2 protein-coding genes are annotated in these 15,626 nt (G+C 75.4%); both read left to right on the top strand.

Annotation, left to right across the window (positions count from 1 at the left end):
• Positions 1-20: 20 nt before the first annotated feature.
• Positions 21-6,821, top strand: a complete 6,801-nt coding sequence (locus tag IG90_RS0123180; RefSeq protein ID WP_030587742.1) for an SDR family NAD(P)-dependent oxidoreductase — start codon at positions 21-23, stop codon at positions 6,819-6,821.
• Positions 6,818-15,463, top strand: coding sequence for a type I polyketide synthase (locus IG90_RS46075; RefSeq protein ID WP_051870766.1), 8,646 nt, complete (start codon positions 6,818-6,820; stop codon positions 15,461-15,463). Before IG90_RS0123180 ends, IG90_RS46075 begins: the two co-directional genes overlap by 4 nt.
• The last annotated feature ends 163 nt before the right edge of the window (positions 15,464-15,626 follow it).

Below are 15,626 nucleotides of genomic sequence, written 5' to 3'. Positions count from 1 at the left end.
TGCGCGGGGGAGAGAACCTGATGGACTCCTTGGACGGGCTGACCTGTACCGTCGTGATCCGGGGCAGCGACCCCGTGCTGCGCGACCACCGTGTGCACGGCACCCGGATCCTGCCCGGGGTGTCGTTTCTCGACATCATCCTGCGGGTGGTGCGAGCCCGGGGCGCCGATCCCGGCGGTGTCGAGCTGCGCCGTGTGCTGTTCCGCAACCCGGTCGCCGCCGGGCCGGACTTCGACACCGAGCTGACGCTGCGCTTCGCCCGCGACGACGGGCACTTCCGGGTGTCGGTCACCGGCACCCGCCGCCCCTCCGGGCAGAGCGAACCGGTCCTGGACTGCCAGCTGTACCTGGGCCTGCCGTTTCCGCAGCGCCGGCGGGACCTGGAGGCCCTGCGCGCCGCCGCACGGCAGAGCGTCGACATGGCCGACCTGTACACGACGGTCCGCGCGACCGGTATCGAGCACGGCGAGTTCATGCGGGCCGTCGGTACCCTGCACGCCGGGCCGGACGACCTGCTCGCGGACCTCTCGCTGAGCGCCCAGGCCGCCGAGTACGCCGAGTACTTCCACCTTCATCCCGCGGCGCTGGACTCCTCGACGCTGCTGCCCACCCAGTTCGCCGAGGCCGTGCCGGGCGACGAGGCACGCCCGTACATCCCGATGCTGATCGAATCGGTCCGGGCCGCGGGACCGCTGGGCTCGCGGACCCTGGTGCACGCCACCCCGCCGCGCCCGGCCGGGCCCGACGGCGACCTGACCACGTGTGACCTGGAGTTCCACGCCCCGGACGGGACCGTCGTCGCCTGGCTGCACGGCCTGACCTCCAAACGGATCCGGGACGCCGCGGCGATCACCCGCCTCGAGGCACGCCCCCCGGCGGCGCAGGACACCGACCGGATCGTCCGTGAGCTGATCGAGGCGAGGACCGGCCGCGCCGACTTCGACGAGACGGCCGGGTTCTACGAGCTCGGCCTGGACTCGACGGCGCTGCTGGGGATCGCCGCCGACCTGGAACGGGTCTTCGGCGTCGACTTCTCCCCGACCCTGCTGTTCGAGCACAACACGTTCACCCTGCTGGCCGACCACCTACGGCAGTACGAGGTCGTGGCGGCCCCGCCCGCGGGACCGGTGACCGAGACGACCGCCGAGACCACGACGACCGCCGATACCGAGGTGCCCGCCGAGGTGGTGTGGTTCGAGGCGTCCTGGCACACGGCCGCCCTGCCGCCGCCCGGAGCGCCTGCGGCGCACTGGGTCACGACCGGCGCGCACAACCGGGCGGACTGGCCGTCCGCGCTCGCGGACACCGCCGCGGCCGGTGTGCTGTGGCAGCCCGCCGATCCGGCCGACCTCACCGGTGAGGCGGTCGCGCTGAGCGAGTTCCTGGCAGCCGCGATCCGCGCGGGGCGGAGCAACCTGCGGCTGGTCTGCCACGTCGAGGACGACGACGCGCCGGTCACCGCTGTCGCGGGCCTGTTCCGCACCGCGGTGCGGGAGAACCCGGGCATACGGGCCGCGGTGGTCCGTTCGCCACGCCGGGCCGACGCGCTGGCCGAGCTGGCCGCCGGGGCACCGGACGTGGAGGTGCGCTACGCGCACGGCACCCGCCGGATCCGGCTCGCCCGGCCCATGCCGGCACCGGCGGACAGGGCGTCGCTGCGAGAGCGCGGCGTCTACCTGATCACCGGAGGGCTCGGCGGGGTCGGGCTGGCCCTGGCCCGGCATCTGGCCCGGTCGGTACACGCCCGGCTCGTCCTGGGCGGCCGCACCCCGGCCGATCCGTCCGTGACCGCCGAGCTGACGGCCCTCGGCGCCGAGGTGGTCACGGTGGTGATGGACGTGACCCGCGCGGACGACGTGGACCGCGCGGTGCGCACCGCGGTGGACCGCTTCGGAGTGCTGCACGGGGTGGTGCACGCCGCCGGCGTGCTGCGTGACGGGTTGCTGGCGGGGAAGAAAGCCGATGACGTACGGGCGGTGCTCGCCCCCAAGGTCGACGGCGCCCATCACCTCGAGGCGGCCACCCGGCGCCTGAGCCTGGACTTCCTGGTGCTCTGCTCGTCCACCGCCGGCACCTGGGGCAATCCGGGTCAGGCCGACTACGCGTGCGCGAACGCGTTCCTGGACCTGTTCGCCGGCACCCGCCGCGACATCGTGTCGGTGGGCTGGCCGGCCTGGGCGGAAGGCGGCATGCCGGTCGATGACGCCGCGCTGCGCCGGATGGGCCTGCGGGGGATGGAGACCCCGGCCGCCGTCGACGTGCTGCTGGCCGCTGTGGGCAGCGGCCGCTCCCACGTCGTGGTCCTGAACGGGGACGCGGCCCGGATCACGGCCGAGTTCACCACGCCGGAGGCGGACCCCGAGCCGGTCGGCACCGACGACGACGCGATCGCCGTAGTGGGCATCAGCGGCCGCTACCCGATGGCCCGCGACCTCGACGAGTTCTGGGCGAACCTGCGCGACGGCCGTGACTGCGTCAGCACGGTGCCGGCCGACCGCTGGGACCACGCGGCGATCTACTCCGAAGACCGCCGGACGCCGGGACGCTCGTACGGCAAATGGGGCGGGTTCATTTCGGGGGTGGACGAATTCGACGCGGGGTTCTTCCACATCTCGCCGAACGAGGCGGCCGTGCTGGACCCGCAGGAGCGGCTGTTCCTGCAGGAGGCGTGGCACGCGTTCGAGGAGGCCGGCCATGCGCCGTCGGCCTGGCGCGGCCGGTCCGTCGGCGTGTTCGCCGGGGTGATGTACAACCAGTACCAGCTGTACGGCGTCGGCGCGGAGCCAGGCCCGGTGCCCTCGTCGTTCAGCGCGTCGATCGCCAACCGGGTGTCGTACTTCCTGGACCTGCGCGGACCGAGCATCGCCCTGGACAGCATGTGCTCGTCCTCGCTGACCGCGCTGCACCTGGCCGTCGAGGCCATCCGCCGGGGGGAGTGCGAGGCGGCCCTGGCCGGTGGCGTCAACCTGGCCGTGCACCCGAACAAGTACCTGCTGCTGAGCCAGTCCTCCTTCCTGTCCACCGACGGGCGTTGCCGCGCCTTCGGCGAGGGCGGGGACGGCTACGTGCCCGGCGAGGGCGTCGGCGTGGTGCTGCTGCGCCCGCTGCGCGACGCGCTGCGCGACGGCGACCATGTGCACGCCGTCATCCGCGGTACCGCGGTCAACCACGGCGGCCGTACCGCCGGGTTCTCCGTGCCGAACCCGGCATCGCAGGCCGCCCTGATCGCCGGGTCGCTGCGGCGCGCCGCGGTCGACCCCGCCCACCTCGGCTACCTGGAGGCGCACGGCACCGGCACCAGCCTCGGCGACCCGATCGAGGTCGCCGCGCTGGAAGAGGCCTTCGACCGGATCGGCGCCGGCCCGGGTCCCTGGCCGATCGGGTCGGTCAAGTCGAACATCGGGCATCTGGAGTCCGCGGCCGGCGTCGCGGCGCTCACCAAGGTTGTACTTCAACTGCGCCATCGGGAACTCGTACCGTCGTTGCACGCCGACCCGCTGTCCAGCGCGGTGCGGTGGGAGACCGCACGGTTCCGGGTGCAGCGCGAACGGGCGCCGTGGCCGGGACGCGCGGACGTGCCGCGGACCGCGGCGATCAGCTCTTTCGGTGCCGGCGGGGCCAACGCGCACGTCGTCCTCGCCGAGTGGCCGGCGCCGCCGGCCGTGCCGGAACCGGCCGAGCCGCGGCTGTTCGTGGTGTCCGCCCGGGACACCGCCCGCCTCGACGAGAGCGTGGCCCGGCTGGTGACCCACTTGGAGGGCGCCGGCGGGGACGTGGCCGCGGTCGTGACCGCGCTGCTGACCGAGGTCGGTGCGACCGCGGCACGGCCCGACCTGCCGTTCGCCGAGCTGGGCTTGGACTTCCCGCAACTGGCCGACCTCGCCCACCGTATCCAGGCGGTGTTCGGAACCCGCCCGGCGATCGACGGAGAGACCACCGCCGAGGGCCTGGCCGCCGCCCTGACCACGGCGGCCGTCGCGATGGATCCGGCGGCGCTGGCGTACACGTTGTGGTCCGGGCGTGAGCACCTGGACGAGCGGCTCGCCGTCGTGGCCACGACCACCGCCGAACTGGTGACGGCGCTGCGTACCGGGGTCGGCTGCCATCGGGGCCGCCGGCGGAAACCGGCCGCCGCGGTGACCGGTGACGACCTCGACGCGCTCGCCGCCGCCTGGGTCACCGGGGCCGAGATCACCCCGCCGATGCCGGCGCGAGCGCGCCGGCTGTCGCTGCCCGGCTACCCGTTCGCTCGGGACCGGCACTGGGTGACCACCGGCACGGACCCCGGCCGGGTGCGGGCCGACCTGGTGGAGCTGCCCGGCGGGCACGTGCTGTCGGCCAGGATCTCGCGGGACGGCCACGGCTGGCTGGCCGACCACGCCGTCGACGGGACCACGCTGGTGCCCGGCACGTTCTTCGCCGACCTGGCCCTACAGGCCGGCGCCCGGCTCGGTCGGCCGGTCGTGGCCGAGCTGGTGATCGAGGCGCCGCTGCCGTTCGGCGACGCCGACCTGCGGCTCACCGCGGCCCTGCCCGGCGACGACGGGCGGTGCGCCTTCGAGGTGCACGCCCGCGCCGCCGGAGAACCGGCCTGGACCCGGCACGCGACGGGCGCGCTCGCCCCCGCAGGTGGCGTCGCGGCCGAGCCGCCACCGCTGCCCGGCGACGCCGAGGAGCTCGACCTCACCGGCTTCTACGACCGGCTGCCCGGCTACGGTCCCGCCTTCCAGGGGCTGCGCCGCGCCTGGCGGGCCGGCGACACCGTGTACGCGGACGTCACCGTGCCCGGCGGTGACGTCGGCCCGTACGCCGTGCACCCCGTTCTTCTGGACGCGGCGCTGCACGCGGTGGCTCTCGGCGGATTCGTCCCCGGCGGCCGGGCCCACCTGCCGTTCGCCTGGTCCGCGATCCGGGTCGCGGCGAGCGGCGCGGTCGCCGCGCGGGCCTGCGTCGCCCCGGTCCGGCCCGGTGTCGTTTCGGTGCGGCTCACCGATGCTGCCGGCGGGCTGGTCGCCTCGGTGGACGCGGTGACCCTGCGCCCCGCCGGAGCCTCGGCCGACCCGCTGTACCACGTCGACTGGGTGCCCCTCGACGACATCGGTCCCGGCTCGCCCGGCCGGTACGCCGTCGTGGGCCCGGACCGGGACGGTATCGGCGCCGCGCTCACCGCCGCGGGCGTGACCGTGACCCGTGCGGACACTCCGACGGCGCTGACCGAACCCGCCGAGGTGGTGATCGTGCCGGTCGCCGCGACGGGGACGTCGGCGTCCGCCGCGTTCGAGCTGACCCGTGACGTCCTCGCCCATGCCCGGCTCTGGCTCGGCGAGACCCGCTTCGGCGGCGCCCGCCTGGTCTTCGTGGCCACCGATCCGGGCCCGGCCACGGCCGCCGCATGGGGGCTGCTGCGCTCGGCGCAGTCCGAGCACCCCGGCCGCTTCGGTCTCGTCGAGCTGTCCGGCACGGACGCGGCGCAGATCCTGCCGCGCGCCCTGGCCACCGGCGAGCCGCAGTTGGCGGTCCGCGACGGGCGGGTGCTGGCGGCCCGCCTGGTGCGCGCCCCGGCCACCGAGGCGCCGCCGCCGCGCCGGCCGGGCACGCTGCTCGTCACCGGCGGCAGCGGTGGCCTCGCCACCCCGGTGGTACGTCACCTGGTCGCCGAACACGGATTCACCGACGTGCTCCTGGTCAGCCGCAGCGGGCGCGTCCCCGCCGGCCTCTCCGGGCTGACCGCGCGGATCGAGCCGGTCGCCTGTGACGTCGGTGACCGGGACGCGCTGGCCGCGCTGCTGGCCGGCCGGACGATCGGCACCGTGGTGCACGCCGCCGGGGTGCTCGACGACGGTGTGGTGACCGCGCTGGACGCCGACCGGCTGGAGACCGTGTGGCGGGCCAAGGCCGATGGCGCCCACCACCTCCACGAGCTGTTGCCCGAGGCCGAGCTGGTGCTCTTCTCCTCGGCGGCCGGCGTGCTCGGCGGGCCCGGCCAGGGCAACTACGCCGCGGCCAACGCGTATCTGGACGCGCTGGCCCGGCACCGGGTCGCGGCAGGTGGCCGGGCGGTCTCGGTGGCCTGGGGGCCGTGGGACCTCGACGACGGTATGACCGCCGACCGCGAACGGCTGGCCCGCGCCGGCCTCGCACCGCTGACGGTCGAGGCGGGACTGCGCCTGCTGGACGCCGCCCTGGCCGGTACGGAGCCCGAGGTGGTCGCGCTGCGGTGGGGCCCGGGCACCCCGGCGGTCGTGCCCCCGATACTGCGCGGCCTGTTGAGCGCCGCACCGGCCGTCGTCGCCGACCCGGGCCTGGCCGGGCTGGGATCCGCGGAGCTGCGCGCCCGCCTGTCCGGCCTGGTCCGCGGCGAGGCCGCGGCCGTGCTCGGCTACGCCGGTGCCGCCGCGATCGACCCAGGGCGCTCCTTCCAGGAGCTGGGGTTCGACTCGCTGAGCTCGGTGGAGTTCCGCAACCGCCTCGGCGCGGCGCTCGGCCTGACGCTGGAGGCGACCCTCGTCTTCGACCATCCCACCCCCGGCGACCTGGTGGAGCACCTCGCCGGGCGGTTCGACGGCGGCACCGGCGGGGCCGACGACCTGCCGGCGCTGTTCGCCGACTTCGACCGCCTCGCCGCTGGTCTGACCGAGGCGGCCACCGACGAGGTGTTCCGCGGCCGGGTGGTGCAACGGGTGCGTGAGCTGCTCACCGCCCTGAGCCCGGCGACCGCCGAGGCGCCGCTGGACCTGTTCGCCACCGCCACCGACGACGAGGTGTTCGCCCTGATCGACGCCGAGCTCGGCAGCCCCGTACCGGGTCAGGAGGACCGATGAGCAGCGAGGACAAACTCCGTGACTACCTGCGCCGTGTCACCGCGGAGTTGCAGGTCACCCGCCGGCGGCTGCGGGAGGCGGAGAGCCGGTCCGCCGAGCCGATCGCCCTGGTCGGCATGGCCTGCCACTACCCGGGCGGCGTCGAGTCGCCCGAGGACCTCTGGTCGCTGGTCGCCGAGGGCCGCGACGGCATCACGGGATTCCCCCGCGACCGCGGCTGGGATGTGGACGGGCTGTACCACCCCGACCCCGACCACCCCGGCACCTCAACGGTCCGGGACGGCGGATTCCTGCACGACGCCCCGGCCTTCGACGCCGGCTTCTTCGGCATCTCGCCGAAGGAGGCGCTGTACACCGACCCGCAGCAGCGGCTGATCCTGCAGACCTCGTGGGAGGCGGTGGAGCGGGCCGGCCTCGACCCGGCGGCGCTGCGGGACACCCGTACCGGGGTGTTCACCGGGGTGATGCACCACGACTACCACGGCGCCCAGGGCGGCGGCAGCGTCGTGTCCGGGCGGGTCGCCTACCAGCTCGGGCTGCGCGGCCCGGCCGTCACCGTGGACACCGCATGCTCGTCGTCGCTGGTCGCGCTCCACCAGGCGGTCCGCGCCCTGCAACGCGGCGAATGCGACATGGCGCTGGTCGGCGGGGTCACCGTGATGGCTACGCCGAGCGCGTTCGTCGAGTTCAGCCGGCAGCGCGGGCTCGCCCCGGACGGGCGGTGCAAGCCCTTCGCGGCGGCCGCCGACGGCACCGCCTGGTCCGAGGGCGTCGGGGTGCTGGTGCTGGAACGGCACTCCGCCGCGGTGGCTGCCGGCCACCGGGTGCACGCGATCGTCCGCGGCGTCGCGGTCAACTCCGACGGCGCCAGCAACGGCCTGACCGCCCCGAACGGTCCCGCGCAGCGCCGCGTGATCCAGGACGCCCTGGTCGACGCCGGCCTCACCCCGGCCCAGGTCGCGGCGGTGGAGGCGCACGGCACCGGCACCCCGCTGGGTGACCCGGTCGAGGCGCAGGCGGTGCTCGCGGTGTACGGCGGCGACCGCCCGCGACCGCTGTGGCTGGGCTCGATCAAGTCCAACCTCGGGCACACCCAGGCCGCGGCGGGCGTGGCCGGGATCATCAAGATGGTGCTGGCCATGCGGCACGGGGTGCTGCCGCGCACGCTGCACCTGGACCGGCCCACGCCGTACGTGGACTGGTCGGCCGGAGCGGTCGAGCTGCTGGCCGAGCCGGTGCCGTGGCCGGCCGGCGACGAACCGCGCCGAGCGGCCGTCTCGTCCTTCGGCGTCAGCGGCACCAACGCGCACGTCATCCTGGAGGAGCCCGCGGCGGCCACCCCGGCACCCGGCACCGAGCCCGCAGCGTCATGGCCGTGTGCCTGGGCCGTGTCCGGCCGGGCGCCCGCCGGACTGCGCGCCCAGGCCGCAGCGCTCGCCGCCGATCTCGCCGCCCGCCCCGACCAGGACCCGCGGGACATCGCGTCGTCCCTCGTCACGACGCGGACCGCGCACGAGCACCGGGCCATGGTCTGCGCCGCCGACCGTGACGGACTGCTGGCCGGTCTCGCCGACGTCGCCGCCGGACGGCCGTCACCGACGGTGGTGGAGGGCGTCACCGGAGCGCCCGGTCCGGTGGCCTTCCTCTTCCCCGGCCAGGGATCGCAGTGGCGGGAGATGGCGGTGCGGCTGCTGGAGAGCAACACGGTCTTCCGGGACCGGATCGCCGAGTGCGAGGCCGCGCTCGCGCCGTACGTCGACTTCGAGCTGACCGCCGTACTGCGCGGCGAGCAGGACTACGACCGGGTCGACATCGTGCAGCCGGTGCTGTTCGCGATGATGGTGGCCCTGGCCGAGGTGTGGCGTTCGGTGGGCGTGACCCCGGCCGCGGTCGCCGGCCACAGCCAGGGGGAGATCGCCGCCGCGTACGTCGCCGGTGCGCTGACCCTGCCGGACGCCGCCCGGGTGGTGGCGCTGCGCAGCCAGGCGCTGGTGGAGCTGTCCGGCCTCGGCGGCATGATGTCGGTGGCGCTGCCCGCCGAGCAGGTCCGCGAACGCCTGCGCGCCTGGGACGGGCGGCTGTCCCTGGCCGCGGTCAACGGCACGGCCTCGGTCGTGGTCTCCGGTGACGGTGACGCCCTGGACGAGCTGCTCGCCGAGCTGGAGGCCGAGGAGGTACGGGCCCGTCGGGTGGACGTGGACTACGCCTCGCACAGCGCGCACGTGGAACGCGTACAGGACAGGGTCCGCGCCGCGCTGGCCCCGGTGGTCCCGCGCCCGCCGGCCGTACCGTTCTTCTCCTCGGTCGAGGGCCGGTGGATCGACGGCGACGACGCGTTCGACGCCGACTACTGGTACCGCAACCTGCGCGAACCGGTCCGTTTCGACGAGGCCGTCACCGCACTCGCCGGCCACGGCTGCACCACGTTGCTGGAGGTCAGCCCGCACCCTGTGGTGGCCACCGGCGCCCAAGAGACGGTGGATGCGATCGGCGCCGAGGTCGCCGTCCTGCACACGCTGCGCCGCGACGAGGGCGGACCGGACCAGCTGGTCCGGGCGCTGGCGCAGCTGCATGTGCAGGGGGTCCGTCCGGACTGGTCCGCGGTGTGGCCCGGGGCCCGGCCGGTCGAGCTGCCCACCACCGCGTTCGTGACCGAGCGGTACTGGCTGCCGGCCGGCGGTGGAGACCCGTCCGCCCTGGGCCTGGACGCCGTCGAGCATCCGGTCCTGCGCGCTGCCGTGCCCGGGGCCGACCGGCTCGTGCTGACCGGACGGCTGTCGGCCGCCACCCACCCGTGGCTGGCCGACCACACCGTCGAGGGGCATGTCGTGCTCCCCGGCGCCGCCATGGTGGACCTGGTGTCCCGGGCCGGTGACGAGGCCGGGTGCCCGGTGATCGACCAGCTGACCCTGCTCGTCCCGGTCGTGGTGCCGGAAGACGCCGAGGTCCGGCTGCGGATCGAGGCCGGCGAGCCCGGTACGGACGGCTCACGGGACGTGACCGTACAGGGCCGGGTCGGGGCCGGTAACTGGACCCTGCACGCCACCGCCGTCCTCACGCCCGGCGGCGACCCGCCGCCGCCCGCGGCGACCGCCTGGCCACCGGCCGGCGCCGAGCCGCTCGACGTGGACGAGCTGTACGCACGGCTGGACAGCGCCGGACTGCGGTACGGGCCGGTGTTCCGCGGCGTCCGCGCCCTGTGGCGCGACCGGGCCGGGGACCTGTACGCCGAGGTCGCGCTGCCCGGCGCAGAGCCAGACGGGTTCGGCATCCACCCCGCGCTGCTGGACGCCTGTCTGCACCCGCTGGCGCTCAGCGACCTCCGCACCGGGGCGCAGGACCGGCCCGCGCTGCCGTTCGAGTGGACCGGGGTCCAGGTGCACGCCGTGGGCGCGGACACCGTACGGGCCACGCTCACCGGCGCCCGGGACGGCGCCGTCCGCATCGAACTGACCGACCCGGCGGGGACGCCGGTCGCGTCGGTGCGGTCCCTGGCGCTCAGCCCACTCCCGGACGGCGCACTCGGCCTGCCGGACCGCGGTGACCTGCTGCTTCCGCAGTGGGCGCCCCTGACGCTGCCGGACGGTCCCGCCGCCGGGTACGCGGTCCGCGATCCCGCCCTCGCCCGGTTGCTGCGGGTGTCGCCGAGCGACGACGTCGCGCCGTTCATCCTGGTCCCGGCCCCGTCCGGCCCACCCGCCGCGGCCGCCGAGCGGGCGCTCGCCCTGGTGCAGGAGTGGCTGGCCGACGAGAGCCGAGCCACGTCCACTCTCGTCGTGGTGACCCGGCGGCTGCTCGACGATCCAGGCGAGGCCGCGACCGCGGCGCTGGTGCGCTGCGCCCAGTTGGAACATCCGGACCGCTTCGCGGTGCTCGACCTCGCCGGCGACGATGACGCCACCGTCGCCGCGGTGCCGGCCGCGCTGGCCGCCGGCGAGCCGCAGGTGGGCCTCGCCGCCGGCGCCGCCCGGGAGCTGCGGCTGGTCCGGGTCTCCCCGACGGGCGAACCGGCCGGCGACCTCGGCACCGTCCTGGTGACCGGTGCCTCCGGCACACTCGGCGGGATCGTCGCCCGGCACCTGGTGCACGACCTGGGCGTCCGCGACCTGATGCTGGCGAGCCGGCGCGGGCCGCAGGCCCCGGAGGCGGCCACCCTGGCCGCGGAGCTGACCGCCGCCGGCGCGCACGTCGCCGTGGTGGCCTGCGACGTCGCAGACCGGGCGGAACTGACCGAGCTGCTCGGCACGACCACCGTCGACACCGTGGTGCACGCTGCCGGGGTGCTCGACGACGGGCTGGTCGCCGACCTCACGCCGGAGCGGCTGGCCCGGGTGCTGCGCCCCAAGGTCGACGCGGCCTGGCTCTTGCACGAACTGCTCCCGCAGGCCCGGCTCGTCCTGTTCTCCTCCGCGGTGGGTGTGCTCGGCGGTCTCGGCCAGGCGAACTACGCCGCGGCCAACGCCGCCCTGGACGCGCTGGCCCGGGTACGCCGGGCCGCCGGGCTGCCGGGCGTCTCGCTGGCGTGGGGCCTGTGGGTCGACGAGAGCGCCATGACCGGTGGCGCCGACCTGGCCCGGTTCCGTCGTTCGGGGTTCCCGCCGCTGCCGCGCGACGCCGCCCTGGCCGCGCTGGACGCCGCCCTGACCGTCGCCGAGCCGGTACTCGTGCCGATCCGGCTCGACCTGGCCGCGCTGCGTGCCACCGGCGACGCCGTGCCGCCGGTCCTGCGGTCCCTCGCCGGGGCGCCGGCGCGGCGTACGGTCACCCGTGGCGGTGCCGCCGACTCCGAGTTGGTGGCCCGGCTCGCCGGCAAGAGCCCGGCCGACCGGCACCGGGTGCTGCTCGAACTGGTGCTGGGGCACGCCGCCGCAGTGCTGGGGCACGCCTCACCCGACACGATCGACCCGGACCGGGCGTTCAAGGACGCCGGGTTCGGCTCGCTCAGCGCCGTTCAGTTGCGCAATCGGCTCTCGGGTGCGACCGGGCTGCGGCTGCCGGTCACGCTCGTGTTCGACCACCCCAACCCGGCCGCGCTGGCCCGGCACCTCGCCGACCGCCTGGCCGGCGCGGAGCGGCCAAGCGCCGCCCCGGTGACCGCCGGCACCGCGGACGACCCGGTGGTGGTGGTCGGCATCGGCTGCCGGCTGCCCGGCGACGTCCGCGGCCCGGACGACCTGTGGGACCTGCTGGTCTCCGAACGGGACGCGATCGTGCCGTTTCCGGACGACCGCGGCTGGCCCCTCGCGCAGCTGCACGACCCGGACCCGGACGCGCCCGGCACGTCGTACACCCGCTCCGGCGGGTTCGTCTCCGGAGCGGCCGAGTTCGACGCCGCCTTCTTCGGGGTGTCGCCGCGGGAAGCCGTGGCGATGGACCCGCAGCAGCGGTTGCTGCTGGAGACCGTCTGGGAGACGTGCGAGGACGCCGGCATCGACCCGGACACGCTACGCGGCACCGGAACCGGCGTGTTCATGGGCGCCATGTACCAGGACTACGGCCGGCTGCTGGAGGGCGCCGCGGCCGAGGGGTTCCTCGCGCCGGGCGTCGGCGGGGGCGTGCTGTCCGGGAGAGTGGCGTACACCTTCGGGTTGCAGGGGCCGACCGTCACCGTGGACACCGCCTGCTCGTCGTCGCTCGTCGCGTTGCACCTGGCCGCACAGGCGATCCGGGCTGGGGAGTGCGACCTCGCGTTCGCCGGCGGGGTGACTGTGCTCGCCACGCCCGCGGTGTTCGTGGAGTTCAGCCGCCAGCGCGGGCTCGCCGCGGACGGCCGGTGCAAACCGTTCGCCGCGGCCGCCGACGGCACCGGCATGGGCGAGGGCGTGGGCGTGGTCCTGGTCGAGCGGCTGTCGCGGGCCCGCGAGCACGGTCACCGGGTGCTGGCCGTGCTGCGTGGCAGCGCGGTCAACTCCGATGGGGCGAGCAACGGGCTCACCGCGCCGAACGGCCCGGCTCAGGAGCGGGTGATCCGGGCGGCGCTGACCGCCGCCGGGCTGGGCCCGGCCGACGTCGACGCGGTCGAGGCGCACGGTACGGGCACCGTACTCGGCGATCCGATCGAGGCGCAGGCGGTGCTCGCGGTGTACGGCGGCAACCGCCCGCGACCGCTGTGGCTGGGCTCGGTCAAGTCCAACCTCGGGCACACCCAGGCCGCGGCCGGTGTGGCCGGGGTGATCAAGGCGGTGCTGTCGCTGCGGCACGGCGTGCTGCCGCGCAGCCTGCACATCGACGAGCCGTCTCCGCACGTCGACTGGACCGCCGGCGAGGTAGCCCTGCTGGCCTCGGCGCAGCCCTGGCCACGCCACGAAGCGCCGCGGCGCATGGGGGTGTCCTCATTCGGCATCAGCGGCACCAACGCCCATGTCGTGATTGAGGAGGCACCGCCGGCGCCGGACGCGGAGGAGGAACGGCCGGTCCTCGACGGGGTGCCGTGGCTGCTGTCGGCACGGTCCGAGGCGGCGCTGCGCGAGCAGGCCGCCCGCCTGGCGGCGACCGCTGCCACGGATCCGTCGGCGGTCGCGTACGCGCTGGCCACCACCCGCGCCGTCCACAAGCACCGGGCGATGGTCACCGGCGCGGACGAGACCGCGCTGCGGACCGGGCTGGCCGCCCTCGCCGAGGGGAACACCGTGCCGGCCGTGCTGCGCGCCACCGCCGCGCGGCACCGGCTGGTCCTGGTCCTCACGGGCCAGGGCAGCCAGCTGCCCGGAATGGGGCGCGGACTGTACGAGACGTTCCCTGAGTACGCGCGGGCCTTCGACGAGGTGAGCGCGCACTTCACGCTGGACACCCCGCTGCAGGAGGTGGTGTGGGGTGACGGCAGCCTGCTCGACCGCACGGAGTACACGCAGCCCGCCCTCTTCGCGCTCCAGGTGGCCCAGTTCCGGCTGGTCAGCGCCTGGGGATTGCGGCCGGAGATGCTGATCGGCCACTCGATCGGCGAGCTGTCCGCGGCGTACCTGGCGGGCATGCTCACGCTCGACGACGCCGCCACGCTCGTCACCGCCCGAGGGCGGGCCATGGCGGGGCTGCCGGCCGGTGGCGCGATGGTGTCCGTCCGTGCCGCCGAGGCGGTGGTCCTGCCGCTCCTGGCCGGATATGCCGACCGGGTGTCGATCGCCGCGGTGAACGGCCCGGACGCGGTCGTGCTCTCCGGGGACGAGGACGCCGTGCTGGAGCTCGCCGGCGTGCTGTCCGACCGTGGGCATCGCACCCGCCGGCTGCGGGTCGGGACGGCGTTCCACTCGGCCCGGGTGGAACCGGCGCTCGCCGGGTTCCGGGCGGTCGCCGAGGCGGTCACGTTCCAGCAGCCCCGGATTCCGATCGTCTCCACGGTGCGGACCGACGAGAAGATGATCTCGCCGGCGTACTGGGTGGACCAGTTGCGTGGCTCCGTTCGCTTCCTCGACGCGGTGCGGGAGGCGGACCGGGCGGGTGGTACCGCGTTCCTGGAGCTAGGCCCGGACGCGGTGCTCGCTCCGGCCGTCCGCGCCTGTCTGCCCGAAGTGCCGGTTCCCCCGGTGGCGCTGGCCCGGCGGGACCGCCCGGACGTCCGGGCCGCCCTCGGCGCGCTCGGCGCCCTGCACACGTACGGGGTGCGCGTCGACTGGCCGGCGGTGTACGCGGGCCGTGAGCCGCAGCGCAGCCCGTTGCCGCGGTACGCGTTCCAGGGCCGCCGGTACTGGCCCGAGCTGGTACCACCGGCCCCGGTCCCGGCGCCCCGGCCCGCATCCGACGCTCTCTGGTCGGCGCTGGGCTCCGGCGACCCGGCGGCCGCGCTGAGCATGCTCGGCCTGCGCGGCGACGAGACACCGCACCAGGTTCTCGCGGCCGTGGCACGGTTGCGGCCCGGCGCCGGTACGACCCGGCGACCGGTGCGGTGGCGGCTGGTCCCGGACGCCGCGCCCCCGGTCCTGGACACGACCGTGGCGCTGGTGCCGCCGCCCGGCGACGACCCGGAGCTGACCGATGCCCTCGCCGGCGCGCTGGCCAGACACGGCGCCCGGGTGACGGTCGACGCCACCGAGCGGCCCGATCTGGTGATCGTCCTGCCCGGCGCCGAACCGGCCGGGATGCCCGGGGTGCCGTTGTGGGTCCTCACCCGGGACGGCTCGCTGCCGGTCGCGGATCACGTCGTCGACCTTCCGCCGGAGATGGATGCCCGGGCCCGGGCCCGGCTGTGCGCCGTGATCGGACAGGGGCACACCGCGGCACGGATCCGGCCGGAAGGTGTGTTCGTCGCCGAGTACGCGGACGAGGATCCGGCCGATCCGGCGCTCCTGGACGAGGCGGTGACCGAGCCGCCCGCGGGCGTCGAACCCTCCGTTGCGTCCGTCAGGTCCGGTCCGTCCGGCGGATTGCGGGCGGCGCTGGCGAGGCTGCCCCGCGACCGGTGGGACGCCGAGGTCTTGACCGGGGTGCGGGCGCTGGCGGCGGCCGTGCTGGGGCACGACTCGGGCGCCGAGATCGGCGCCGACGACGAGTTCTTCGATCTGGGACTGTCCTCGGTCACCGCGCTGGAACTGCGTGATCACCTGGGCGCGCTGACCGGTCTGGAATGGGCGGCGGACGTGCTTTATGAATGCCCTACTCCGCAGGCCCTCGCGGATCTCGTGGTTGCGCGAATGAACGAGGAGGAATAGTCGGCTAGCTGACGAATTAGTCATCCATTTCGGCGTGGCCCGTAAGGGTCTTGCCTGCTGGGGCATGCCAAAAAATGCTCGAAAATTGCCTGAAAAATCGAGGTGGACAACGCCTCGATTGGTGAATAGCATCGGCGAAGAACGGCTCCGGCGATGCGTGAAA

The organism is Streptomyces anulatus (genome assembly GCF_000721175.1).
Classification (GTDB): domain Bacteria; phylum Actinomycetota; class Actinomycetes; order Streptomycetales; family Streptomycetaceae; genus Streptomyces; species Streptomyces anulatus_C.
This window is presented reverse-complemented; position numbering and strand designations above follow the sequence as displayed.